22 protein-coding genes are annotated in these 23,165 nt (G+C 57.5%); 8 read left to right on the top strand and 14 right to left on the bottom strand.

Annotated features, from left to right (window positions below; translation table 11 throughout):
• The first annotated feature begins 92 nt into the window (after positions 1 to 92).
• From adk to FD744_RS07795, 3 genes are all read left to right on the top strand, one after another.
• Positions 93 to 737 (top strand): adenylate kinase, encoded by a 645-nt coding sequence (gene adk / locus FD744_RS07805; RefSeq protein ID WP_034828185.1) that lies wholly within the window; start codon positions 93 to 95, stop codon positions 735 to 737.
• 117 nt (positions 738 to 854) lie between these two features.
• Positions 855 to 1,814 (top strand): ferrochelatase, encoded by a 960-nt coding sequence (gene hemH, locus FD744_RS07800; RefSeq protein ID WP_160867915.1) that lies wholly within the window; start codon positions 855 to 857, stop codon positions 1,812 to 1,814.
• A gap of 57 nt (positions 1,815 to 1,871) precedes the next feature.
• Positions 1,872 to 3,173, top strand: coding sequence for an inosine/guanosine kinase (locus tag FD744_RS07795; protein ID WP_160867914.1), 1,302 nt, complete (start codon positions 1,872 to 1,874; stop codon positions 3,171 to 3,173).
• A gap of 140 nt (positions 3,174 to 3,313) precedes the next feature.
• Here FD744_RS07795 and ybaL read toward each other — a convergent pair whose 3' ends face one another.
• Positions 3,314 to 5,002 (bottom strand): YbaL family putative K(+) efflux transporter, encoded by a 1,689-nt coding sequence (gene ybaL, locus FD744_RS07790; protein WP_160867913.1) that lies wholly within the window; start codon positions 5,000 to 5,002, stop codon positions 3,314 to 3,316.
• 221 nt (positions 5,003 to 5,223) lie between these two features.
• Positions 5,224 to 6,420, bottom strand: a complete 1,197-nt coding sequence (locus FD744_RS07785; protein WP_160867912.1) for an MFS transporter — start codon at positions 6,418 to 6,420, stop codon at positions 5,224 to 5,226.
• 162 nt (positions 6,421 to 6,582) lie between these two features.
• On the opposite strand from FD744_RS07785, the gene ushA reads away from it, so the two are divergent.
• Positions 6,583 to 8,334, top strand: a complete 1,752-nt coding sequence (gene ushA / locus FD744_RS07780; protein WP_160867911.1) for a bifunctional UDP-sugar hydrolase/5'-nucleotidase UshA — start codon at positions 6,583 to 6,585, stop codon at positions 8,332 to 8,334.
• A gap of 28 nt (positions 8,335 to 8,362) precedes the next feature.
• Here the strand turns inward: ushA and FD744_RS07775 are convergent, their stop codons facing one another.
• Entirely contained in the window at positions 8,363 to 8,794 is a 432-nt protein-coding gene (locus FD744_RS07775; protein WP_034828198.1) for a multidrug/biocide efflux PACE transporter, read from the bottom strand.
• 90 nt (positions 8,795 to 8,884) lie between these two features.
• On the opposite strand from FD744_RS07775, the gene FD744_RS07770 reads away from it, so the two are divergent.
• Entirely contained in the window at positions 8,885 to 9,754 is an 870-nt protein-coding gene (locus FD744_RS07770) for a LysR family transcriptional regulator (RefSeq protein ID WP_034828200.1), read from the top strand.
• On the opposite strand, the gene ybaK is transcribed toward FD744_RS07770, so the two are convergent.
• The 4 genes from ybaK to copA all read right to left on the bottom strand — a co-directional run bounded on the left by ybaK (position 9,751) and on the right by copA (position 14,152).
• Positions 9,751 to 10,230, bottom strand: coding sequence for a Cys-tRNA(Pro)/Cys-tRNA(Cys) deacylase YbaK (ybaK, locus tag FD744_RS07765; protein WP_058962239.1), 480 nt, complete (start codon positions 10,228 to 10,230; stop codon positions 9,751 to 9,753). The two genes, FD744_RS07770 and ybaK, sit on opposite strands and share 4 nt — an antisense overlap.
• A 24-nt stretch (positions 10,231 to 10,254) precedes the next feature.
• Entirely contained in the window at positions 10,255 to 10,431 is a 177-nt protein-coding gene (locus FD744_RS07760) for a hypothetical protein (RefSeq protein WP_160867910.1), read from the bottom strand.
• Positions 10,432 to 10,781: 350 nt separating this feature from the next.
• On the bottom strand, positions 10,782 to 11,582 hold the full coding sequence (locus tag FD744_RS07755) for a TraB/GumN family protein (protein WP_160867909.1): 801 nt from the start codon (positions 11,580 to 11,582) through the stop codon (positions 10,782 to 10,784).
• A gap of 71 nt (positions 11,583 to 11,653) precedes the next feature.
• Entirely contained in the window at positions 11,654 to 14,152 is a 2,499-nt protein-coding gene (gene copA / locus FD744_RS07750) for a copper-exporting P-type ATPase CopA (RefSeq protein ID WP_160867908.1), read from the bottom strand.
• 97 nt (positions 14,153 to 14,249) lie between these two features.
• On the opposite strand from copA, the gene cueR reads away from it, so the two are divergent.
• Positions 14,250 to 14,666 (top strand): Cu(I)-responsive transcriptional regulator, encoded by a 417-nt coding sequence (gene cueR / locus FD744_RS07745; protein WP_058960852.1) that lies wholly within the window; start codon positions 14,250 to 14,252, stop codon positions 14,664 to 14,666.
• Here the strand turns inward: cueR and FD744_RS07740 are convergent.
• The 5 genes from FD744_RS07740 to tesA all read right to left on the bottom strand — a co-directional run bounded on the left by FD744_RS07740 (position 14,642) and on the right by tesA (position 18,443).
• Positions 14,642 to 15,100, bottom strand: coding sequence for an NfeD family protein (locus FD744_RS07740; RefSeq protein WP_160868003.1), 459 nt, complete (start codon positions 15,098 to 15,100; stop codon positions 14,642 to 14,644). The two genes, cueR and FD744_RS07740, sit on opposite strands and share 25 nt — an antisense overlap.
• Positions 15,100 to 16,014, bottom strand: a complete 915-nt coding sequence (locus FD744_RS07735; protein WP_160867907.1) for an SPFH domain-containing protein — start codon at positions 16,012 to 16,014, stop codon at positions 15,100 to 15,102. The genes FD744_RS07740 and FD744_RS07735 overlap by 1 nt, the downstream gene beginning before the upstream one ends.
• A gap of 63 nt (positions 16,015 to 16,077) precedes the next feature.
• Positions 16,078 to 16,932 carry a co-chaperone YbbN gene (locus FD744_RS07730; RefSeq protein WP_160867906.1) on the bottom strand — a complete coding sequence of 285 codons (855 nt, stop codon included), beginning with the start codon at positions 16,930 to 16,932 and terminating at the stop codon, positions 16,078 to 16,080.
• A 79-nt stretch (positions 16,933 to 17,011) separates the two neighbouring features.
• Positions 17,012 to 17,785, bottom strand: coding sequence for an SDR family oxidoreductase (locus FD744_RS07725; RefSeq protein ID WP_160867905.1), 774 nt, complete (start codon positions 17,783 to 17,785; stop codon positions 17,012 to 17,014).
• 31 nt (positions 17,786 to 17,816) lie between these two features.
• Entirely contained in the window at positions 17,817 to 18,443 is a 627-nt protein-coding gene (gene tesA / locus FD744_RS07720; RefSeq protein WP_224934094.1) for a multifunctional acyl-CoA thioesterase I/protease I/lysophospholipase L1, read from the bottom strand.
• Between tesA and ybbA the strand changes: the two genes are divergently transcribed.
• Positions 18,411 to 19,097, top strand: coding sequence for a putative ABC transporter ATP-binding protein YbbA (gene ybbA, locus FD744_RS07715; protein WP_160867904.1), 687 nt, complete (start codon positions 18,411 to 18,413; stop codon positions 19,095 to 19,097). The genes tesA and ybbA overlap by 33 nt on opposite strands.
• Positions 19,094 to 21,511, top strand: coding sequence for a putative ABC transporter permease subunit YbbP (gene ybbP, locus FD744_RS07710; protein WP_160867903.1), 2,418 nt, complete (start codon positions 19,094 to 19,096; stop codon positions 21,509 to 21,511). The genes ybbA and ybbP overlap by 4 nt, the downstream gene beginning before the upstream one ends.
• Before the next feature lie 44 nt (positions 21,512 to 21,555).
• Here ybbP and purK read toward each other — a convergent pair whose 3' ends face one another.
• Together purK and purE are read right to left on the bottom strand one after the other, a co-directional pair.
• Positions 21,556 to 22,620, bottom strand: coding sequence for a 5-(carboxyamino)imidazole ribonucleotide synthase (purK, locus tag FD744_RS07705; RefSeq protein WP_160867902.1), 1,065 nt, complete (start codon positions 22,618 to 22,620; stop codon positions 21,556 to 21,558).
• Positions 22,617 to 23,126, bottom strand: a complete 510-nt coding sequence (purE, locus tag FD744_RS07700; protein WP_038648460.1) for a 5-(carboxyamino)imidazole ribonucleotide mutase — start codon at positions 23,124 to 23,126, stop codon at positions 22,617 to 22,619. Before purE ends, purK begins: the two co-directional genes overlap by 4 nt.
• Positions 23,127 to 23,165 lie beyond the last annotated feature (39 nt).

The raw sequence follows: 23,165 nt of genomic DNA, 5'->3' as shown, positions 1-23,165 counted from the left end.
AGCGCGCCCGTTTCCTTGTGGTGCGCGGGTCATAATGGTATGTTCTTGGCCTTCTCAGATTGATCAATGCGATTCGCAAGGGGAATTACGCAATGCGTATTATTCTGCTCGGGGCACCGGGCGCAGGTAAAGGCACTCAGGCTCAATTCATCATGGAGAAATACGGTATTCCGCAAATCTCCACCGGTGACATGTTGCGTGCGGCAGTTAAAGCAGGCACCGAACTGGGCCAACAGGCGAAAGCCATCATGGATGCCGGTAAACTGGTGACAGACGAGCTGGTGATTGCGCTGGTTAAAGAGCGTATCGCGCAGGAAGACTGCAAAAACGGTTTCCTGCTCGATGGCTTCCCACGCACCATCCCACAAGCTGATGCCATGAAAGACGCGGGCATCAATGTGGACTTCGTGCTGGAGTTTGCCGTACCGGACGAACTGATTGTGGATCGTATTGTTGGTCGTCGCGTGCATGCACCGTCTGGCCGCGTGTATCACGTCACCTACAATCCACCAAAAGTGGAAGGCAAAGATGACGTGACCGGCGAAGAGCTGACCACACGTAAAGACGACCAGGAAGAAACCGTGCGTAAGCGTCTGGTGGAATACCATCAGCTAACTGCACCGCTGATTGCTTACTACAGCAAAGAAGCGGAAGCCGGTAACACCCAGTATCACAAGATCGACGGCACCCGTAAGGTGGCTGAAGTGAGCACGCAGCTGGCCGGTATTCTCGGTTAATGCGGATCAGGGGCCGGTTGTCCGGCCCTTTTGCAGCAATTGCTTTCCCCTCCCACAATTTCCGCTACAATTTCCCCCTGATTTTGATCCATTCGTTTTGACATCAAGGAAATACCAATGAGGCAAGAAAAGCCTGGGGTTTTGCTGGTCAATTTAGGCACACCTGATGCGCCTACAACACCTGCCGTTAAGCGCTATCTGAAACAGTTCCTTGGCGATCCGCGCGTGGTGGATACACCGCGTTGGCTGTGGTGGCCAATTCTTAATTTTGCCATTTTGCCGTTCCGTTCGCCGCGCGTGTCAAAGCTGTACGCCTCGGTGTGGATGAAAGAAGGCTCACCGCTGATGGTGTTTAGCAAGCAGCAGCGCGATGCGCTGGCGCAGCGCGTGGATATGCCGGTTGAGCTGGGCATGAGCTACGGCCAACCGAGTCTCGATGGTGCGGTTCAGCGTTTGCTGGCTCAGGGCGTCACCAAACTGATTGTGTTGCCGCTCTATCCGCAGTTTTCGTGCTCGACGGTGGCTGCCGTTTGGGATGGCCTATCCGCCAGCTTTAAACCACTGCGCTCCCTGCCCGAAGTGGCTTTCATTCGCGATTATGCCGAGCATCCTGCCTATATCGCAGCACTGAAGGCTTCGGTTGAGCGTTCGTTTGCGCAGCATGGCGAACCGGACCTGCTGGTGCTGTCGTATCACGGCATCCCGCAGCGCTTTGCCGACGAAGGTGATGATTACCCGCAGCGTTGCAAAGACACCACCGAAGCGCTGGCCGCCGCGTTGGGCATCGCACCGCACAAAATCATGATGACCTTCCAGTCACGCTTTGGTCGCGAGCCATGGTTGACACCGTACACCGACGAAACCATGCAAGGTTTACCGGCCAAAGGCATCAAACATGTGCAGGTGATGAGCCCCGGCTTCTCCGCAGATTGTCTGGAAACCCTGGAAGAGATCAGCGAGCAGAACTGTGAGTTCTTCCTGCACGCCGGTGGCGAGAAGTTCGAATACATTCCCGCGCTTAACGCCGATGACGAGCACATCGAGATGATGGTTCAGCTGGTCAACGCACGCCGATAAAGTGCTGGCAGAGAGTGTGATATCATTCTCTGCCAGATTTCCCTTACGGCAGCCACGATGAAATTTCCCGGCAAACGCAAATCCAAACACTATTTCCCCGTTAACGCGCGCGATCCGCTGCTGCAAGCCACACCTCAAGAGCAGGAAGAGGGCAGTTGGGTGGTGGGTATCGACCAGACGCTGGTGGATATTGAAGCCAAAGTTGATGATGACTTTCTGCAACGCTACGGGCTGAGCGCCGGCCACTCGCTGGTGATCGACGATGCTACCGCAGAAGCTTTGTATGACGAGCTGATGCGCGATGCGCTGATCAGCCATCAATTTGCCGGCGGCACCATCGGTAATACGCTGCACAACTATTCCGTGCTGGCCGATGACCGTTCCGTATTGCTCGGCGTGATGTGCAACAACATCCAGATTGGCAGCTACGCTTATCGCTATCTGTGCAACACCTCCAGCCGTATGGATCTCAACTTCCTGCAGGGCGTGGATGGCGCGATTGGCCGCTGCTTCACTCTGATTGGTGAGCAGGGCGAACGCACCTTTGCCATCAGCCCGGGTTTAATGAACCAACTGCAGGCGGACAGCATTCCGGAAGAGGTGATTGCCGGGGCGTCGGCGCTGGTGCTGACTTCCTATCTGGTGCGCTTCCAGCCGGGTGAACCAATGCCAGCGGCCACGCTGCGTGCCATCGACTACGCGAAAAAACATAACGTGCCGGTGGTGCTGACGCTGGGAACCAAATACGTGATTCAGGACGATCCGCAGTTCTGGCGTGATTTCCTGCGCGATCATGTGTCGATCGTGGCGATGAACGAAGAGGAGGCGCTGGCGCTGACGGGGGAGCAGGATCCGCTGCTGGCGTCGAATATTGCGCTGGACTGGGTGGATCTGGTGCTGTGCACTGCTGGACCTACCGGTTTGTATATGGCTGGCTTCACCGAAGATGAATTCAAGCGCAAAACCAATCATCCGCTGCTGCCGGGCGCAATTGCCGAGTTCAACCAATATGAGTTCAGCCGCGCTATGCGTCATCAGGATTGCCAGCAGCCGCTGCGCATCTTCTCGCACATCGCGCCTTATATGGGCGGCCCTGAGAAGATCATGAACACCAACGGCGCGGGCGATGGTGCTCTGGCCGCGCTGCTGCACGACATCACCGCCAATAATTTCCACCGCCAGAAAGTGCCGAACTCCAGCAAACACGCACGCGGTTATCTCACCTATTCGTCGCTGGCGCAGGTGTGTAAGTATGCCAACCGGGTGAGTTATCAGGTGCTGAATCAGCATTCACCGCGTCTGATGCGCGGGCTGCCTGAGCGGGAAGACAGTTTAGAAGAGTCGTACTGGGACAGGTAACAGTGAACCCGTAACGGCGCGATTTATCGCGCGTTTGTTGGCAGCGGTGCTGCTTGAATTGCGCGATTAATCCCGCCGCTACGGTGTCTGTTGAATAGCGGCGCTACGGTATCAGTTGAATTATGGCGCTACGGTGTCTGTTATATCGGGCACTCCCGCACAATCGGGTTCTGCGCGATCTCTTCCTGGAGCACGTTCAGCATGCTGTGGGCGATCTCACGCTCGCCCATCACCACGCGATTGGCACCGCGCTCCATGATGTAATTCACTTCATCGTCGTAATGCGCGCGGGCAATAATTTCGATATCCGGACGCTTCTCACGCGCGGCAGTAACAATTTCTCCGGCCTCATAACCGTTTGGAATGGTCAGCAGCAGCCAGCGTGCGCAGTCAAGACGGGCTAATTCCATGGTATCGACGCGAGCCGCATTGCCCAGCACCGCCTTGATCCCTTGCTCACGCAGCGCTTCAACGCGCGGACGGGAATTTTCCACCACCACCAGCGGCACATCGGCTTCCATCAGCTGCTGGCCCAGCAAGCTGCCAACGCGGCCATAACCTACAATGACCGCATGATTACAGATATCCAGCGGAATCTGCTTCTCTTCTTCAATCGCCTCTTCCAGCGTCTGTTCTTCGATGGTTTCAGTCTTATCGAGGTAGCGCTCCAGAAGGGTAAACAGAATCGGGTTGAGCATAATCGAGAGGATCGCAGCCGCCAGCACCAGATTGCGTCCTTCATCACTCAACATGCCGAGTGAAATACCTAATCCGGCAAGGATAAAAGCGAATTCCCCAATTTGCGCCAGACTCACTGAAATGGTCATGGCGGTACGGCGCGAGTGGCCGAGCAGCGTCACCAGCAGCCAGGCCGCGATGGATTTCCCGAGCACGATGATCGCCAGCGCGCCCAGCACCGCCAGCGGCTGCTCGATCAAAATCATCGGGTCAAACAACATACCGACCGAGACAAAGAACAGCACCGCAAAAGCATCGCGTAGTGGGAGAGTATCGTGCGCGGCACGGTGGCTGAGTTCGGATTCGTTAAGCACCATACCGGCAAAGAAGGCACCGAGGGCGAAGGAGACATCGAAGAATTCAACCGCACCGAAAGCGATACCCAGCGCCAGGGCCAGTACGGATAAGGTGAACAGTTCACGCGATCCGGTGGCGGCACTTTTTGCCAGAATCCACGGCACCACGCGACGGCCGACCACCATCATCAGCACCATAAAAGCGATGACTTTGCCGATGGTCAGCATCAGGTCCCAGAACAGCAGAGAGGGGCTGGCGTTGCCTTCTTCCAGCATTCCGGCAATGGCGGGCAGCAGCACCAGCGTCAGGACCATCACCAAATCTTCAACAATCAGCCAGCCAATGGCGATCTGCCCCCGCTGGCTATCAATCAGTTGACGCTCTTCCAGCGCACGCAGCAACACCACGGTACTGGCGGTGGAGAGGCAGAGACCAAACACCAGACCGGTCATCCACGACCAGCCCATCGCCCACGACAGCCCCATTCCCAGCAGCGTGGCCACCGCGATTTGCGCGATGGCGCCGGGAATGGCGATCGACTTTACCGACATCAAATCCTTCAGCGAGAAGTGCAAACCCACGCCAAACATCAGCAGGATAACGCCGAGTTCGGCGAGCTCAGGCGCGAGGTTAGTATCGGCGACGAAGCCCGGGGTAAAGGGACCGGCGAGCACCCCAGCCAGCAGATAACCGACCAGCGGGGAGATTCGCAGACGGTTGGCAATCATTCCAAGGATAAAGGCGAGGACCAGGCCCCCGACAATGGTGGTGATCAACGGTGTGGTGTGATGCATGCCTGTCTCCTTGTGTGCAAATGTATCCGCTTGTAACAACCTAGTGTAATGCACAATCGCTAACCACGTTTAAACATTTGAGCGGTGAAAAGCGATTAAATTGAAAAATTATGAAGAAAACGCCGCTTAAGCAGCATTTTCCTCAGTTATCTCATACTATCGGCAGGTTTTACGCAGAATGGAGGGGGGGCGAGGAAAAAGCGTTGCCCCCCAAAAGTGGCTTACGCGTGGCGGTTATCAGGTAAGAAAGCGGTTAAAAGGCCGATTAAAGGCAGCCAGGCACAGATTTGATATACCCATTCGATGCTGGTGTGGTCTGCCACTACGCCCAACACGGCGGCACCGAGCCCACCCATACCAAAGGCAAAACCGAAAAACAGCCCGGAAACCATACCAATACGCCCTGGCATCAGCTCCTGCGCATATACCAAAATGGCAGAAAACGCCGAGGCGAGAATCAACCCGATGATCACGCTCAACACGCTGGTCCACATTAAGTTGGCGTGGGGCAACAACAAAGTGAAGGGCGCAACGCCAAGAATCGATACCCAAATCACGTATTTACGGCCGATTTTATCGCCAATCGGCCCGCCAATAATGGTGCCCGCAGCCACCGCGCCGAGGAAGGCAAACAGATGGAATTGCGAGGCCTGAACAGAAAGTCCGAACTTCTGGATTAAATAGAAGGTGTAGTAACTACTCAGGCTGGTGAGATAGAAGTATTTAGAGAAGATCAGCAGCAGCAAAATACCGATCGCCAACGCCACTTTCTTACGCGGCAGCGGGTTAACCGGCGCAACCGTTGCCTTTGCCTTACTGGCGCGCTGCTGGTGGCTATACCAGCGGCTGACCTGCAGCAGCACGATAATGCCGAGCAGCGCGGCCAGCACGAACCATCCAAGATGGCCTTTGCCGTAAGGGGCAACAATCATTGCCGCCAGCAGTGGGCCTAACGCACTGCCAAAGTTGCCGCCGACCTGGAACAGCGACTGAGCTAAACCGTGACGCCCGCCGGACGCCATACGCGCCACGCGCGAAGATTCCGGATGAAACACCGAGGAACCACTGCCCACCAGCGCGGCAGCGAGCAGCACCTGCGGATAGGTGCTGGAGAACGTCAGCAGCACCAGACCACACAGCGTAAAGCCCATCCCCACCGGCAAAGACCAGGGTTTTGGGTATTTGTCGGTGTAATGACCGATGATCGGCTGTAGCAGCGAAGCGGTGACCTGAAAGGTTAGCGTTATCAGACCTATCTGGACGAAGTTAAGGCTAAAATCTTTTTGCAGCATCGGGTAGATCGCCAGCAGCAGCGATTGCAGCATATCGTTGAGCAGATGCGCGAGGCTGATGGCACCTAAAATGCCAAAAGCGGTCCGTCCCGGTGCGCGTGCCGGGGTTGCGATGTCACTTGCCATAAAAATCCTGAAGAGTGCGGTTATCGTTATCAGTTTGTTACTACCGCATGACTCTATAAGCCTTTAGTCTTGAGTTAAAGTGCCATCTGTGCGACACAGAAGGGTGATAAAGCACATTAAGTCCACGGCAAAGTGGAAAGACGCAGAATAAGGAGATCGGCTTTGTTGTTATTCCCGCGGAGAGGGCGCTGGCTGGCGCTGATCATGCTGTTGCTGCCGATGCTGGCGCAGGCATGGCAGACGGATCGCAGTTATCGATTCAGTATTCTGCACACCAACGATCATCACGGTCGCTACTGGACCAATGCGCAGGGCGAGTACGGTCTAGCGGCGCAAAAAACGCTGATGGATAAACAGCGTTATGATGTGCAGGCCAAAGGCGGCGGTGCCTTGATCCTTTCCGCCGGGGACGTGAATACTGGCGTGCCGGAATCGGATCTGCTCAATGCCGAGCCCGATATTCGCGGCATGAATCTAATTGGTTACGATGCCATGGCGCTCGGCAATCACGAGTTCGACAAGCCGCTCAGCGTGCTGCAACAGCAGCAGAAGTGGGCCAAATTTCCCTTCCTCTCTGCCAATATCTATCAAAAGGGCACCGACCAGCGTCTGTTCAAGCCGTGGGCGATCTTTAATCGCATGGGGCTGAAGATCGCGGTGATTGGCCTGACCACCACCGATACGCTAAAAATTTCCAATCCGGAAAATATTGCCAATATCGACATCCGCGATCCGGTGAAAGAGACGGAAAAAGCGGTGGCGGAACTGCGTGCCAGTGAAAAACCCGATGTGATTGTAGCGCTGACGCACATGGGCCATTACGACGATGGGCAGCACGGCAGCAACGCACCGGGTGATGTGGAACTGGCGCGCAGCCTGCCGCCGGGCACCATCAATGTGATTATTGGTGGCCACTCGCAGGACGCGGTGTGCATGGAGAAAGATAACGTCAGCGTGAAAGATTATCAGCCCGGCCAGCCTTGTCAGCCCGATCGCCAAAATGGCGTGTGGATCATGCAGGCAAAAGAGTGGGGCAAATACGTCGGGCGCGGCGATTTCACCTTCCGCAACGGCGAATTGACGCTGGACAGCTATCAGCTGATCCCGGTGAATCTCAAGCACGAGGTGAAGAATCTGGATGGTAGCGTTTCCTGGCTTACCTGGCAGGAAGAGATCCCACCCAACAGCGCAATGATGAAATTGTTGACGCCGTATCAACTGCGCGCGGCAAAGAAACTCGACGTCACGGTTGGCAGCAGTGATGGCGTGTTCGTGGGCGAACGCGACAAAGTGCGCTTTGAACAAACCAACCTAGGGCAGCTGATTCTGCGCGCGCAGATGGCAGCGACCCAAGCGGATTTCGCGGTGATCAGTGGCGGTGGCATTCGCACTTCACTGGCCGCGGGCAAGCTGAGCTGGCGCGATCTGTTGCAGGTGCAGCCGTTTGGTAATCAGGTGGTGTCAGTCACGCTGACCGGAGACGAATTACTGAAGTATCTTGCCACGGTTGCCAATATCAAGACCAACGCCGGTGGTTACGCGCAATTCAGCAATATCAGTCTGGTGGCGGATGGCAAAGCGGTGAGTGAGGTGAAGATCAATGGCGAGCCGCTGCAAAAAGACAAAACCTATCGCATGGCCACCAACAGCTTTAATGCCAGCGGCGGTGATGGTTATCCCAACATCGAGGCGCATGCGGGCTTCAGCAATACCGGACTGCGCGATGCAGATGTGCTGCGCGATTTTGTCACGGCGCACTCACCGCTGAAAATCGCCGACTATGCGCCAACCGGCATCGTGCATTTGACGGAGCAGCAGGTACAGGAGCGCGACAAAGCGCAGGAAAAACCCAGGAAGCGCAGCTACCCGCAAGCCATTTTGGCGTGGATCTGGCCGCGTGCGCTGCACAATTAAAAACGGCGCCCGATTGGGCGCCGTTGTTTTATGCCTGACAGGATTTCTGCGTCAGCCAGCGCTGGCGCAATTTATCCCACATCCAGTTATAAGCCATGGTATAGGGCAGGAAGAACAGGAAGAACGCCACTTCCAGCATGAAGGCTTCCAGCAGCGTGATCTTCAGCATCCAGGCGGCAATCGGCAAACCGATAACGATAAAGCCCCCTTCAAAGCCCAGCGCGTGGATGGCGCGCAGGCCGAGGCCGCGTTTTCTCTGCGGCGGCCAGATGCGATCAAAACCGGTGTTATAGATCATGTTCCACAGCATGGCGACCGTTGACAACATAATCGCCAGCGCGCCCATCTGAAACAGCGGCTTTTCCATAATCCAGGCGGCCAGCGGAGCCACAGTGAGAATCGCCAGCACTTCAAATCCTGCAGCATGATAAAAACGTTCTTTCAGCGAACGGGTACGCATATAAACCTCCTTTTGGGTAACGCGACACATTTTCTCACCGCAAAATGCTAAGATAAAATGATTACCTATCGATAAAAGCGATGGTTCACCATGAAATACTCCCCGGAATCCCTTGAGGCCTTTGTCCAGACCGTCGCCAGCGGCTCGTTTTCTGCGGCGGCGCGTGCGCTGGCCAAAAGCCAGTCCACCATCAGCAGCGCCGTGGCGAATCTGGAAGACGATCTCGGTTTCACTCTGTTCGATCGCAGCGGTCGCCAGCCGGTACTAACCGAGCAAGGACAGCGCGCACTGGCGCAGGTACAGCAGATTCTGGCGGCCAGCCAGCGGCTGGATGAGCTGGCGGTGCGGCTGTCACAGGGCGTGGAACCGCGACTCAGTCTGGCGATTTCTGATTTCTGGCAGGCCGATCATCATGAAAATCTGCTCAACCGCTTTGAAGCGCGTTATCCGGATATTGAATTTGAATGCATGATTGCTGAGGACGCGGACGCGCTGGACCTGCTGCAGGCCGGTCGCGTGCATCTCGGCGTGGTGCGTGCGCAGCCGCAGCTGCCGCCTGATTTAGCGGTGGCACGTTTACAGGTGGGGGCGGAAATGGCGATCTATCTGCATCAGGAGCATGTGCTGGCGCAGTCAAAACAGGTGAGTGAAGCACAACTCGGTGAATTGCGTCATTTACGGCTTAATACCTGGGTGCAAAACCGTGAACCCTTGCCTGCTGGCCGAGTGTGGTCGGCGCCTTCTTATTTATTGCTGCTGGAAATGGCGGAGCAGGGCTTTGGCTGGAGCGTATTACCGCGCTGGCTGGTGGAGCAGTTTGGTCATCAGGTGTTGAAAGAGTTGCCGGTGCCAGGCTGGCCACAGCGCATCGCGGTGGATGTAATCTGGTCGCGACGCAATCCGCCAGGTCCTGCCGGGCGCTGGATGATTGATCAACTCTGCGCCCAGCAACCGGATTAATCGCGGCGCGCCACGTCGGCCAGTGTGGCATCCAGCAGTCGTGCCAGGTCATGCGCCGCCAGTTCTATATCCAGCCCGCGCTTACCGCCGGAGACAAAGATGGTGGCAAATTCTGCGGCCTGCTGATCGATCACCGTTGGCAGACGTTTTTTCTGCCCCAGCGGGCTGATGCCACCCACCAGATAGCCGGTGACGCGCTGTGCCAGTTGCGGGTCGGCCATATCCGCTTTTTTAGCGCCCAGCGCCTTTGCCACTTTTTTCAAATCGAGCTGCGAGGAAACTGGCGTAACGGCTACCGCCAGCGCTTTGGCATCGCCGTTGAGCGCCACGAGCAGGGTTTTGAACACCTGGCGTGCATCGAGATTGAGCTTACGCACCGCCTCATCACCAAAATTTGTTTCGTGGCTGTCATGCTCATAAGGATGAAGGGTAAAGGCGACCTTTTGTTTTTCCAGCAGTTTTACGGCGGGTGTCATGTTCTGTCCTTGCTACGAAAATTCTTATTTCAGTTTTGGTGAATAATACTGGCGAAATTCTGAACTTTGCGCGAAAATTGGCCCGCGCCAGCAATGCTGGTGATAACCAAAATCATAAACAAATTCCTCTTTGACGGGCCGATAGCGATATTGGCCTTCTTTTTTGCCTGCAATTCGCCACGCATCCGCTTTGTTTGCCATCTGCCATCTGCCACTTAACTACTCAGTGCTCAACTTCTCAGTGCTCAACTACTCAGTGCTCAACTACTCAGTGCTCAACTACTCAGTGCTCAACTACTCAGTGCTCAACTACTCAGTGCTCAACTACTCAGTGCTCAACTGCTCAACTGCTCAACTGCTCAACTGCTCAACTGCTCAACTGCTCAACTGCTCAACTGCTCAACTGCTCAACTGCTCAACTGCGCAACTGCGCAACTGCTTAACCACACAGCCGCCAAACCCTTTTTCGCGCGATCATACATACGCACTTCATCGTACTAACGGCTTTCAGTACTTGCGGGGGGCATAGGGCCCTGCGGTTACAGCGCTGATTACGACTTTAGCAATCCCGGCAAATTATCCTCGCCATACAGATGCAGCGCACCCACGGCCACCACATAGCGGCCTTTCGGCAGCGCCTGCAATAACTCGCGCCAGTGCTGATTACGATTGCGCATCAGCGTGTCATTGAGATCGCTGCTAAAGGTGGTCGGCAGGGCCACCGGTTGCTGCGTGGGCGGTGCATCCAGCCACCAGCTGATCATGGTTTGCAGCAGGCGGGCGTTGGTGTGCCAATGCTCCAGCGTGTCCAGTAACAGCGATAAACCCTGCTGCGGTAGCGACTTCAGCAGTGCGATCTGGGTTTCCGGGCCTTCCAGTTCAATAATGCGCTTGTTAGCCGATTTCGCCGCCATCAGCAGTTGGTAATCAATGCCATATTGCGGCCGTAACCCCAGACGCTGCGCCTGTTGTGCCTGCAGCATCAAGGCGATTTGCCAGAACGGCAGCGTGTCGAACACTGCCATGGAAAGCGAAAGCTCATCGCACAGCACATCCAGTCGCTGCAGCACCTCGGCATCCAGACGCATTGCCAGCGGTGCACAGGCATCATCATTGCTGAAGGGCGATGCACCCTGGGTAATATCCGCTTCGACAATCAGTGCGTCGGCCTTGCTCAGCTGACGCAACAGACCGGCGGGCAAAGGCTGCATATCGCGCGTGCCCATATGAATGCTGCCCGCCAGATGCAGGCGTCGATCGCCCAATTTGATATCCATTGCCGGCCAGGTATAGCGTGCCGGGAAGAGGCTGGCGGCCATCTGCTGGAAGCTGTGCCACAGACTGCGTCTCATGCCCTGTCCTTTTGAAGTCAAAAATCCATGCTAGCGATTTCAGTCACTGAAAAACAGGGCAGAGAGGGCGATTAGTGTTTTGCTGGCTTAAAGCGCAACAAACGATTCGCGTTACTCACCACGGTAATCGAAGACAGCGCCATCGCCGCGCCCGCCACGATTGGGCTAAGCAGCAAACCCGTGAACGGGTAGATCACGCCCGCCGCAATTGGAATCCCCAGGCTGTTATAGACAAAAGCCCCGAGCAAGTTCTGGCGCATATTACGCAGTGTCGCGCCTGCCATCGCCAGCGCATCGGTAACACAGTGCAAATCGTTGCGCATCAACGTCATGGCAGCGGTTTCGACGGCCACATCGCTGCCGCCACCCATGGCAATCCCCACATCGGCCTGCGCCAGCGCGGGTGCATCGTTGATGCCATCGCCGACCATCACCACTTTGCGCCCCTGCTGCTGCAACTGCGCAATCGCCTGCGCTTTGCCTTCGGGCAGCACGCCCGCGATCACTTCATCAATACCGGCTTCGGCAGCAATCACCTGCGCGGTTTTTTGGTGATCGCCGGTCAGCATGATTAACCGATAGCCCAACTGGTGCAGGCGCTGTAACGCCTCCGCACTTTCCGGGCGCAGGCTGTCACGCAGGGCGATCAGGCCGAGCAACTGACGATGATCGGCCAGCAGCACTGGCGTAGTGCCTTGCGCGGCGAAACGGTCGATATCTTGTTGTGCGGCGCGGTAATCAATCTGTTGTTCATCCAGCAGTGCCTGATTGCCGAGCAGCAGCGTTCTGCCCGCCACTTTAGCGCTGACGCCTTTGCCGCGTATTGTACGAAATTGCTTAGTCGGCTCATCGCTGAGATCGGGTGCTGCCGCCAGAATCGCTTTCGCCAGCGGATGGTTCGAACTTTGTTCCAGATGCGCCGCAGCGCTCAGCACCTGCTGACGATTCCAGTCGCCATAGACCAGCACATCGCTCACCTGCGGGGTGCCGCGCGTCAGCGTGCCGGTTTTATCAAACACGATGGTATCGACTTCGCTGGCACGCTGTAGCGCATCAGCATCGCGCACCAGCACGCCCAATTCTGCCGCGCGACCGACGCCGGCAATCACCGACATTGGCGTCGCCAGCCCCAGCGCGCAAGGGCAGGCGATAATCAGCACCGTGGTGACAATAACCAGCGTGTAGGCCAACTGCGGCTGCGGGCCGACCAGATACCACACCAGACCCGCCAGCAGGGCAATTGCCACCACCACCGGCACAAACACCGCTGAGATGCGATCGGCCAGGCGGCCAATGTCCGGTTTGCTGCTTTGTGCCTGGCGTACCAAATTGATGATCCGCGCCAGCGTGGTGTGGCTGCCGGTGGCGCGTGCCACGAAGCGCAGCGTGCCATCCTGCACCAGTGTCCCGGCATAGACTTTATCGCCGGGCTGTTTCGCCTGTGGCACCGCTTCACCGGTCAACATTGCTTCATCAAACCAGGCTTCGCCGCTGTCGACTTCGCCATCCACCGGCACGCGATCGCCGGTGACCAGCTTCAGCAGCATGCCGGGCTGGACCTCGCTCAACGGCATCAGCGTTTCGCCCTGTTCACCGATCACACGCGCCTGCGCAGGGGTGAGATCCAACAGGCGTTCGAGGGCTTTGGATGCCCGCTGGCGTGCTCGCTGTTCCAGCGCATGGCCGAGGTTTATCAAACCGACGATCATCACGCTGGCTTCGAAATAGAGATGCCGTGCCTGCATCGGGAAAAATTCTGGCCACAGCGCCACGCTCATCGAATAGAGCCAGGCGGCGCCAGTGCCTAAGGCCACCAGCGTATCCATGGTGGCGATGCCGTGCTGTAGGCTGCGCCACGCACTGCGATAGAAATGGCCGCCGGCGATCACCATTACCAGCAAAGTGATCACGCCGAGCGAGCGCCATAACGTTTGGTTGGCATCGCTGAGCATCATATTGTCGCCGAGCATGCCCCAGATCATCATCGGCACGCCGAGCAGCAGCGCCAATGCCGCCTGCCAGCTAAAGCGGCGCATTGCCTGCTGTGCGCTGACCTGCTGGCGTTCACGCCGCGTCTGTTCATCGTCGATCACTTCTGCGGAATAGCCCGCATGATCCACTGCGCTAATCAGCGCCTCGGCTTGCGCATCGCCTAACACCAGCGCACTGCGCTCTCCGAGGTTGACGCGGGCCTGACTGACGCCAGGCACTTTCTGCAACGCCTGTTCCACCCGGCTCACACAGCTGGCGCAGCTCATGCCGCCGATCAGCAAATGGTGCACCGGAAGGTTTTCTTCTGCCGGTTGCGACTCCGTTGTCAGCGCCTCCGGCGGCGGCTCTGTTGCTGTCAACGGCTCAGGCTTTGGGCTGTCTTTCACCGCCGCGTGATAACCGGCCTGTTCCACGGTCGCAATCAGATCGCTGACGCTGGCCGCACCGGTAACGCGCGCTTCCTGCTGGGTAACTTCCGCTTGTTCTACATCGTCGCGCTGCTCCAGCGCTTCTTTGACCCGTTTGACGCAGTGGCCACAGGACAAACCGTCCAGCGCCAGTAATTGTGTGTGTGACATCTTAAACTCCTTAAACGAGAGGTTTGACTGTCTGCAAACTTTGCATTAGTTATAGAGCCTAAACCTTCCATTCAGGGGAAGGTCAAGAGGCAGAGACATGAACATTAGCGATGTGGCAAAAAAGACCGGACTGACCAGCAAGGCGATCCGCTTTTATGAAGAGAAGGGCGTGGTGACGCCGCCGTTACGCAGTGACAATGGCTATCGCAGTTATGCCGCGCACCATATCGATGAGCTGAATCTGCTGCGTCAGGCGCGTCAGGTCGGCTTTACGCTGGACGAGTGCCGCGAGCTGGTGACCCTGTTCAACGATCCCGCTCGCCACAGCGCGGATGTCAAAGCGCGCACCTTGCAGAAGGCGGATGAAATCGCTGCGCACATCGAAGAATTACATGCGATGCGCGCGCGACTGCTGGAACTTGCTGAAGCCTGCCCTGGCGATGACAGTGCTGAGTGCCCGATTATCAATCATCTGGCGGGCTGCTGCCATCAGGGCGAAGGGAAGCGCGGCTGAATCAGCAGCGTGATACCGACCACACCGGTGACGATCACTGGCGTACCGGCGGGCAAATCTTCTGTCGCCTGCACTCGCCAACTGCTGTCGCCAATACGTACATGACCAAAACCATCTTTGAGCGTGGCATCCAGAGTCAGGTGCATACCGATCATCTGCGATCCGCGTTGATTCAGGGTGTTGGGCTGCTGAGCAACCTCACGATAGCGCATCCAGCGATACCAGAAGTAGACGCACAGCAGCGTTAGCACGGCGAACAGCATGCCCTGATGCGTCCACGAGAACGGGAAGCACCACTCAATCAGGCCAACCAGCACCGCCGCTAAACCACTCCACAGCAGATAACCGCTGGTGCCAAGCATTTCAGCGGCCAGCAGCAGGCCGCCCAGCGTCAGCCAGAACCAGTGCGGATGGGCAATCAGTTCCATCAGGATCACGGTTTACGCTCCTGACGGCTCTCCTTTAGCAATTCACCGATACCGGCAATGGAACCCAGCAAACTGCTGGCATCCAGCGGCATCATCACCACTTTGCTGTTATGAGATTCACCGATCTTTTGCAGCGCATCGGTATATTTCTGTGCCACGAAGTAGTTCACTGCCTGAATGTCGCCTGCGGCAATCGCTTCCGATACGGCACGCGTGGCGTTGGCTTCGGCCTGCGCCTGACGTTCACGCGCTTCAGCCTGCAGGAAGGCGGAGGTACGTTCACCTTCGGCTTTCAGAATCTGCGACTGCTTGTCACCTTCAGCACGCAGTATCGCCGCCTGGCGCACGCCTTCTGCGGTAAGGATGTCAGCACGCTTGGTACGTTCGGCTTTCATCTGCGCATTCATTGCCGCGATTAATTCCTGCGGTGGACGCACGTCACGAATTTCGATACGGGTGATCTTCACGCCCCAGGGATTGGTGGCTTCATCGACGATATGCAGTAAGCGGGTATTGATGTTATCGCGCTGCGACAGCATCTCATCCAATTCCATGCTACCCAGTACCGTACGGATGTTGGTCATGGTCAGATTGAGGATCGACAGCTCAAGATTGCTGACTTCATAGGCCGCGCGCGCAGGATCAACCACCTGAATAAAACACACAGCATCAATGGTGACGTTGGCGTTATCTTTGGAGATGATTTCTTGCGAGGGGATATCAAGGACTTGTTCCATCATATTGATCTTGCGACCAATACGATCCATGCACGGCACGATCAAACTCAGGCCGGGGGGCAGGGTTTTGGTGTAACGACCAAAACGTTCCACCGTCCACTGATAGCCTTGTGGCACAATTTTTACACCGGCCCACACCGTAACGAGTGCGAGCACGATAATGACGGGAATCACAGTCAACATATAACCTCCTGGTTGTCAGATTGTCGGGCCGAGTCGTTCGGCCCGTTGCACGCGCGGTACCGATCAGTACAGCAGCGAGTACAGCTGGCGGCGATAGCGCGTGGCGAGTGCATCGCCCGTACCGAGCGCGGCCAAAATCTCCTGGAACATCTTGCGTACCTGGCCTTCTCCAGCACTGAGATCGCTCTTCAGGAAGCTGAACAGTAGATCCAGTGCTTCTTCGTTACGGCCCACCTGGTGTAGCTGTAATGCAAGTTTAGCAGCCAGTTCCGCATTCGCGGGCTCGGCTGCCAGCTGTTCCTGCAGTTGTTGAATTTCAGGGGTATCCGCAGCTTGTTTCAGCAGATCGATTTGCGATACCAAGCTTTGATAACGGGTGTCCTGATCCTGCAATGGCACCACCGCCAGCACCGCTTCTGCTTCTTCGCTGCGGCTCAAGGTGATCAGCACCTCTGCCAACAGGAAACCAATTTCACTGTTCTGGTTGCTCAGCGCCCAGGCGTCTTTCAGCAACGGCAGCGCATCCAGCGGTTTGCCTTCTTCCATCAGCTGCATCGCCTGATGGGTTTTGATCTCTTCTTCACGCGGCAGCACTTTTTGCAGCAGGGCGCGAATCGCTTCTTCCGGCTGCGGGCCCTGGAAGCCATCTACCGGCTGCCCGTTCTGGAACAGGTACACGGTTGGAATCGAGCGCAGACCAAACTGCGATGCCACCATCTGCTCTTTATCACAATCCAGTTTGGCCAAAATGAACTGACCCGCATACTCCTGTGCCAGACGCTCCAGCACCGGCGTCAGCTCCTGACAGTGTTGGCTGCGATCGGACCAGAAATAGAACAGCACCGGCAACTGCGTGGATTGTTCCAGCGTCTGGTGCAGGTTGGATTCGTTGATGTCGATAATCAAAGCGTGTGACATGAATACGTCTCTTTGCAGAAAGTGTGTTGAGAATATGGGGGCAAGCTGCCCCGCTTCAAGTTCAAATCTAGCTTGTCGATCAGTTGCTGCGCAAGATGCGATCCAGCATCCAGCCCGGTAACAGGCGTTTCAGCAGGCTCATCACCCATGCGACCAGCGTCACCGGATAGCGCAGGCGCGGATGTTTGCTTTCCAGCGCGTGGCGCAGCTTGGGCAAAATGGCTTCCGGCGGCAGGGTGAAGCGTGCGGCAATGCCGGGATTACGCACCGGTTTGTCCTGCTCGCCCTGATGCACATTATCGGTGAAGCGCGTGGCAATCGGGCCGGGCTCGATCAAACTCACACGCACGCCGGAAGCGCGGACTTCCATACGCAGCGCATCGCTCCAGGCTTCCAGCGCCCATTTGCTGGCGGCATAGGCACCGCGTCCGGGTGTGGAGATCAACCCCAGCACCGAGCTGGTATTGATAATACGGCCATTGCCGCTGGCTTGCAGGGCAGGCAGCAGGCGCATCGTCAGTTGATGCGTGCCAAACAGGTTGGTGGAGAACTGTTTTTCCAGCTGCGCGCGTGAGACGCTGCTCAACGGGCCATATTGACCAAAGCCACCGTTGTTGAACAGGCCATGCAAGCGATGCTCGCACAATTCCAGAATGCGGTCGGCGGCGGCATCCACGCTTTCCGCATCATCAAGATCGAGCTGGACGCCAGTAAAGCCCAGCGCCTCCATGCGCGCCACATCATCCGCGCGACGGCAGGCGGCAATCACGCGATAACCGCGAGACTGCAGATCGTTGGCGGCCACTAAGCCGATGCCGCTGGAGCAGCCAGTGATTACAATTGTTTTTTGCATTTCTTTACCTGTTAAAAATCACACGCCTGCTTTAATTCTGCTTTACTAGCGGAGCCAGTTCGTTAGCCATCAGGTTGGCAATAAACGGCTGCGCATCCGGATTGGGGTGAATACCGTCCTGCTGCATCCATTCCGGCTTCAGATAGACCTGCTCCATAAAGAAGGGCACCAGAGGAATGTTGTACTGCTGTGCCAGCTGCGGATAGATCGCGCTAAACGCTTCGGTATAACGACGTCCATAATTAGCGGGTAAACGAATTTGCATCAGCAGCGGCTGCGCTTTAGCCGCTTTGACTTCGTCGATCACTTTACTCAGATCCTGCGCGATATTGGCAGGCGGGAAGCCGCGTAAGCCATCGTTACCGCCCAATTCGATTAACACCCAACGGGGTTGATGCTGTTTTAATAGGCCAGGCAAACGCGCCAGCCCTTGTCCGGCGGTATCTCCGCTGATGCTGGCGTTAATAATCTGGGGCTGCTGTTGCCAGGTTTTATTGAGCAGGCTGGGCCATGCCGCAGTGGCGGACATGCGATACCCGGCGCTCAGGCTGTCGCCCAGTACCAGCAATGTATCGGCGGCGGCGATGCGGGACACCAGCAGAAGCAATAACAACAGGAAGGGATAATGCCAGCGGAAAACATTGTTGCAGTTCATCATCTTACTAAGTCCGTCGGTCAGGGAGAGCATCAGCTGACCATCCTTACCGGAGTTGAGCTGGTTGTCAAACCAGCTGAGACCATTGCGCTGATTGGCGAATCGGGTTCCGGCAAATCCACATTACTGGGCATTCTGGCCGGGCTGGACGATGGCAGCAGCGGCGAGGTCAATCTGCTCGGCCAGCCGCTGCATCATATGAACGAAGAGCAACGTGCCGCGTTGCGCGCGCGGGAAGTCGGCTTTGTGTTCCAGTCCTTTATGCTGGTGCCAACGCTCAATGCGCTGGAGAACGTGCAGCTGCCTGCCTTGCTGCGCGGTGACAGCGATCGCGATAGCCGCGCCCAGGCGGTGGATCTCTTAACGCAACTTGGCCTGAAAGATCGTCTGCATCATCTGCCCGCGCAGCTTTCGGGCGGGGAACAACAGCGTGTGGCGCTGGCACGCGCGTTTAGCGGCCGTCCCGGTTTGCTGTTCGCCGATGAACCGACCGGCAACCTGGACCGCAAAACCGGCGATCGCATCGCCGACTTACTTTTCTCCCTTAACCGCGATTTCGCCACCACGCTGATTCTGGTGACGCACGATGAGCAACTGGCGGCGCGCTGCGATCGCCGGCTGCGCCTGCGCGACGGCAAGCTGTGGGAGGAGACATGATTTGGCGCTGGTTCTGGCGTGAATGGCGCTCGCCGTCGCTGCTGATTGTCTGGCTGGCACTGACGCTGGCGGTGGCCTGCGTGCTGGCGCTGGGCTCGATCAGCGATCGCATGGAGAAAGGGCTGAGCCAGCAGAGCCGTGATTTTATGGCGGGCGATCGTACCCTGCGCAGCAGCGCGCCCGCGCCGGAAGCCTGGCTGAAAAAAGCGCGCGATGAAGGGCTCTCCGTCAGTCGTCAGCTCAGTTTTATGACCATGACCTTCGCCGATCAGACGCCGCAGCTGGCGGACGTGAAAGCGGTGGATGATGCCTATCCGATGTTCGGCACCTTGCAGACCGATCCGCCGGGATTAAAACCGCAGGCGGGCACGGTGCTGGCCGCGCCACGCTTGCTGGCGCTGCTCAATCTGAAAGTTGGCGACAATGTTGATGTCGGTGACACCACGCTGCGTATTGCCGGTGAAGTAATTCAGGAGCCGGATGGCGGCTTTAATCCGTTCCAGACGGCGCCGCGCCTGCTGATGAACCTCGCGGATGTCGATAAAACCGGTGCGATTCAGCCCGGCAGCCGACTCAGCTGGCGCTACAAGTTCTCCGGCGATCCGGCTCCGCTGGCGCGTTATGACAGCTGGATCCAGCCGCAGTTAAAAGCCGGTGAGCGCTGGATCAGCGTCGAGAACTCCGAAGATGCGCTGGGTCGCTCGATGCAGCGTGCGCAGCAATTCCTGCTGCTCTCTGCCTTGCTGACGCTGATGCTGGCGATTGCTGCCGTGGCGGTAGCGATGAGCCATTACTGCCGCAGTCGCTACGATTTGGTGGCAGTGCTGAAAACGCTGGGCGCCACGCGTAGAGCCTTACAACGGCTGATCATCGGCCAGTGGCTGGCGGTGTTGCTGCTGGCGGCCATCGCAGGCAGCGTGCTGGGGCAGGGGATTGAGGTCATCCTGCTGGCGATGCTCAAACCAGTGCTGCCCGCCGCCTTGCCTGCCGCCAGCTTCTGGCCGTGGCTGTGGGCGATTGGCGCGATGTTTGTGATTTCGCTGCTGGTGGGATTGCGCCCCTATCGCCTGCTGATGGCAACTCAGCCGCTGCGTGTGCTCCGGCGCGATGCGGTGGCGAATGTCTGGCCGCTGCGGTTTTATCTTCCCGCGATGGCGCTGGTGGTGGTCGGCCTGCTGGCGTTATTGATGGGCGGCAGCAAAATGCTGTGGGCGCTGCTGGCGGGCGTGGTGATGCTGGCGCTGCTGCTGTCACTGCTCGGCTGGGGCACGCTGTTGCTGCTGCGTAAGCTGGTGGTGCGCGATCTGGCGATGCGTCTGGCAATCAATCGTCTGCTACGACAGCCGGTGATGACGCTGAGCCAGCTGGCGGCATTTTCGCTCTCCTTTATGCTGCTGGCGTTACTGTTGGTGATGCGCGGCGATCTGCTGGATCGCTGGCAGCAGCAGTTACCGCCGGATGCACCGAACTATTTCCTGCTTAACATGACGCAGGAACAGGTGCCGCAGGTGCGCGACTTCCTCAATCAGCATCATATTAAACCGGAATCCTATTACCCGATTGTACGTGCGCGTCTGACGGAGCTGAACGGCAAAGAAGCCGATCCGAAGATGGATAACGCGCTGAACCGCGAGCTGAATCTGACGTGGCAAGCAGAGCGTCCGGATCACAATCCGCTGTTGGCCGGAAGCTGGCCACCGAAAGCGGGTGAAGTGTCGATGGAAGTGGAGCTGGCGGATCGCCTTGGGCTGAAGCTTGGCGATACGCTGACCTTCAGCGGTGATACCCAACAGTTCAGCGCCAAAGTCACCAGCCTGCGCAAAGTGGATTGGGAAAGCCTGCGGCCGAACTTCTTCTTTATCTTCCCGCCGGGCGCGCTGGACCAACAGCCGCAAACCTGGCTCACCAGCTTCCGCATGGACAGCAATCCGGCGCTGCTGGCGCAGCTCAATCGCGCCTTCCCGACGCTGAGCTTGCTGGATGTCGGCAGCATGCTGAAGCAGATCGGTCTGGTGCTGGCGCAGGTGAGTCAGGCGCTGGAGATCATGGTGGTGCTGGTGACGGTGTGCGGCGTGCTGCTGCTGCTGGCGCAGATTCAGGTCGGTATGCGTCAACGCAGACAAGAGCTGGTGGTGTATCGCACGCTGGGCGCGAGTAAACGCCTGCTGCGCGGCACGCTGTGGTGCGAGTTTGCCTTGCTTGGTGTGGTGTCGGGGATCGCGGCGGCACTGGGCGCAGAAGCGGCGCTGTGGGGATTACAGCGTAAAATCTTCGATTTCCCCTGGGAGCCGGACTGGACGCTGTGGATGGCATTACCGATTTGCGGCGCGCTGTTGTTGTCGCTGTGCGGTGGTTGGTTGGGCGTGCGACTGCTGAAAGGGAAGGCGCTGTTCAGGCGATTCGAAGCGGCTTAATCTAGTGCACAAAAATCAAAGGCCGCTTGCGCGGCCTTTTTCATTTACAGCTTCTCAACCGCCCAGGCAATTCCGCTGGCGTACTCTTCCGGTAGCAGCGGCACCAGCGCGTTCAGCGCCGCCGCAAGGCGTGCCTGATCGCTATCGGTGAGATTTAAGTGCCCAACCTTACGGCCCGGACGCACTTCTTTGTCATACCAGTGCAGATGCACCAGCGGCTGTTGCAGCCAGTCGACATTCACGTCGGTGCCAATCAGATTCACCATCACCGACGGCGCGAACACCACCGGCTTAGGCAGAGCCAAACCCAGCACCGCACGCAGATGCAGCTCAAACTGGCTGATCGACGCGCCGTTCTGCGTCCAGTGACCGCTGTTGTGCACGCGCGGCGCCAGTTCGTTGATCAGCAGGCCTTCTGGCGTGATGAAACACTCCATCGCCATCACACCAACGTACTTCAGCTCATGCATGATCGCGCTAAGCATCGCTTCCGCCTGCTGCTGTTGCGCAGCATCGGCCTGCGGGAATGCCACGCTGGTGCGCAGAATGCCGTCCTGATGCAGGTTATGCGTCAGCGGATAGAACACCGTGGTGCCATCCTGACCGCGCGCACCAACCAGCGACACTTCACCGCTGAAGTTAATGCCCTGCTCAACGATGCACTCGCCGTAGCACTCATCCGGCAGCGAATCGGTTTCGTTAGCGCGTAAACGCCACTGACCGCGACCGTCATAACCGCCGGTGCGACGTTTCACAATCGCCAGTTCGCCCAGCGAGCTGAATACCTGCGGCCACTCGCTTTTATCCGCCAGCAACTGCCAGGGCGCCGTCGCCAGGTTCAGCTGATCGAGCAGCTGTTTCTGCGTAAGGCGATCGGCCAGACGCGGGAAGATATCGCGGTTCACAAACGCCGGATGCAACGCCAGCTCACGCGTTAACGCGGTTTCCGGCCAGCGCTCGATCTCTGCGGTGATCACGCTTTCGGCGATCGGCAGGGCAGAAGGTTCAGCATCCAGACCTACCGGATACACCGCGATGCCCAGCGGTTCGCCCGCCTGGCGCAGCATACGGCCTAACTGACCGTTGCCAAGTACGCAAACCGGTTTCATGCATCCACCCGCGGATCTGGGTTGTTCAGCACTTCATCAGTCTGGGTTTGACGCCAGGTGGCGAGACGCGCCGCCAGCTCTTTGTCATGCACCGCCAGAATCTGTGCCGCCAGCAGCGCAGCGTTAGCCGCACCGGCTTTACCGATCGCCAATGTGCCGACAGGAATGCCGCGCGGCATCTGCACGATGGAGTAAAGGCTATCCACACCGCTCAGCGCGGCGCTTTGTACCGGCACGCCCAGCACTGGCACCAGGGTTTTGGCAGCAATCATGCCCGGCAGATGCGCAGCACCGCCCGCTCCGGCAATGATCACATGGAAACCGTTATCTGCGGCGGTTTCGGCAAAGCTGAACAGTTTGTCTGGCGTACGGTGAGCAGAGACCACTTCAACGTGGAACGGAACATCCAGGCTGTTAAGAATTTCCTCGGCGAACTGCATGGTAGCCCAGTCACTTTTAGAACCCATGACGATGGCGATACGAGCCGGGGTGGCGTTGGATGACATGCGGTCAACTCCTGTGAATAGTCAAACGAACCTGGCCGG

Source organism: Pantoea sp. Taur (assembly GCF_009830025.1).
GTDB lineage: Bacteria > Pseudomonadota > Gammaproteobacteria > Enterobacterales > Enterobacteriaceae > Pantoea > Pantoea communis.
The sequence above is the reverse complement of the archived record's forward strand: the minus strand, read 5'-3'. Positions and strand labels throughout refer to the sequence as shown.

Excerpts from the sequence above, each read along its gene's own strand:
- FD744_RS07760 (WP_160867910.1), bottom strand. The coding sequence starts at position 10,431 with ATGGCAAACAAAGCGGATGCGTGGCGAATTGCAGGCAAAAAAGAAGGC.
- cueR (WP_058960852.1), top strand. The coding sequence starts at position 14,250 with ATGAACATTAGCGATGTGGCAAAAAAGACCGGACTGACCAGCAAGGCG.
- ybaL (WP_160867913.1), bottom strand. The coding sequence starts at position 5,002 with ATGCATCACACCACACCGTTGATCACCACCATTGTCGGGGGCCTGGTC.
- hemH (WP_160867915.1), top strand. The coding sequence starts at position 855 with ATGAGGCAAGAAAAGCCTGGGGTTTTGCTGGTCAATTTAGGCACACCT.
- FD744_RS07795 (WP_160867914.1), top strand. The coding sequence starts at position 1,872 with ATGAAATTTCCCGGCAAACGCAAATCCAAACACTATTTCCCCGTTAAC.
- ybbP (WP_160867903.1), top strand. The coding sequence starts at position 19,094 with ATGATTTGGCGCTGGTTCTGGCGTGAATGGCGCTCGCCGTCGCTGCTG.
- FD744_RS07735 (WP_160867907.1), bottom strand. The coding sequence starts at position 16,014 with ATGTTGACTGTGATTCCCGTCATTATCGTGCTCGCACTCGTTACGGTG.
- FD744_RS07725 (WP_160867905.1), bottom strand. The coding sequence starts at position 17,785 with ATGCAAAAAACAATTGTAATCACTGGCTGCTCCAGCGGCATCGGCTTA.
- FD744_RS07775 (WP_034828198.1), bottom strand. The coding sequence starts at position 8,794 with ATGCGTACCCGTTCGCTGAAAGAACGTTTTTATCATGCTGCAGGATTT.
- purE (WP_038648460.1), bottom strand. The coding sequence starts at position 23,126 with ATGTCATCCAACGCCACCCCGGCTCGTATCGCCATCGTCATGGGTTCT.
- ybbA (WP_160867904.1), top strand. The coding sequence starts at position 18,411 with ATGCCAGCGGAAAACATTGTTGCAGTTCATCATCTTACTAAGTCCGTC.
- FD744_RS07770 (WP_034828200.1), top strand. The coding sequence starts at position 8,885 with ATGAAATACTCCCCGGAATCCCTTGAGGCCTTTGTCCAGACCGTCGCC.
- FD744_RS07785 (WP_160867912.1), bottom strand. The coding sequence starts at position 6,420 with ATGGCAAGTGACATCGCAACCCCGGCACGCGCACCGGGACGGACCGCT.
- ybaK (WP_058962239.1), bottom strand. The coding sequence starts at position 10,230 with ATGACACCCGCCGTAAAACTGCTGGAAAAACAAAAGGTCGCCTTTACC.
- copA (WP_160867908.1), bottom strand. The coding sequence starts at position 14,152 with ATGTCACACACACAATTACTGGCGCTGGACGGTTTGTCCTGTGGCCAC.
- purK (WP_160867902.1), bottom strand. The coding sequence starts at position 22,620 with ATGAAACCGGTTTGCGTACTTGGCAACGGTCAGTTAGGCCGTATGCTG.
- FD744_RS07730 (WP_160867906.1), bottom strand. The coding sequence starts at position 16,932 with ATGTCACACGCTTTGATTATCGACATCAACGAATCCAACCTGCACCAG.
- adk (WP_034828185.1), top strand. The coding sequence starts at position 93 with ATGCGTATTATTCTGCTCGGGGCACCGGGCGCAGGTAAAGGCACTCAG.
- FD744_RS07755 (WP_160867909.1), bottom strand. The coding sequence starts at position 11,582 with ATGAGACGCAGTCTGTGGCACAGCTTCCAGCAGATGGCCGCCAGCCTC.
- tesA (WP_224934094.1), bottom strand. The coding sequence starts at position 18,443 with ATGATGAACTGCAACAATGTTTTCCGCTGGCATTATCCCTTCCTGTTG.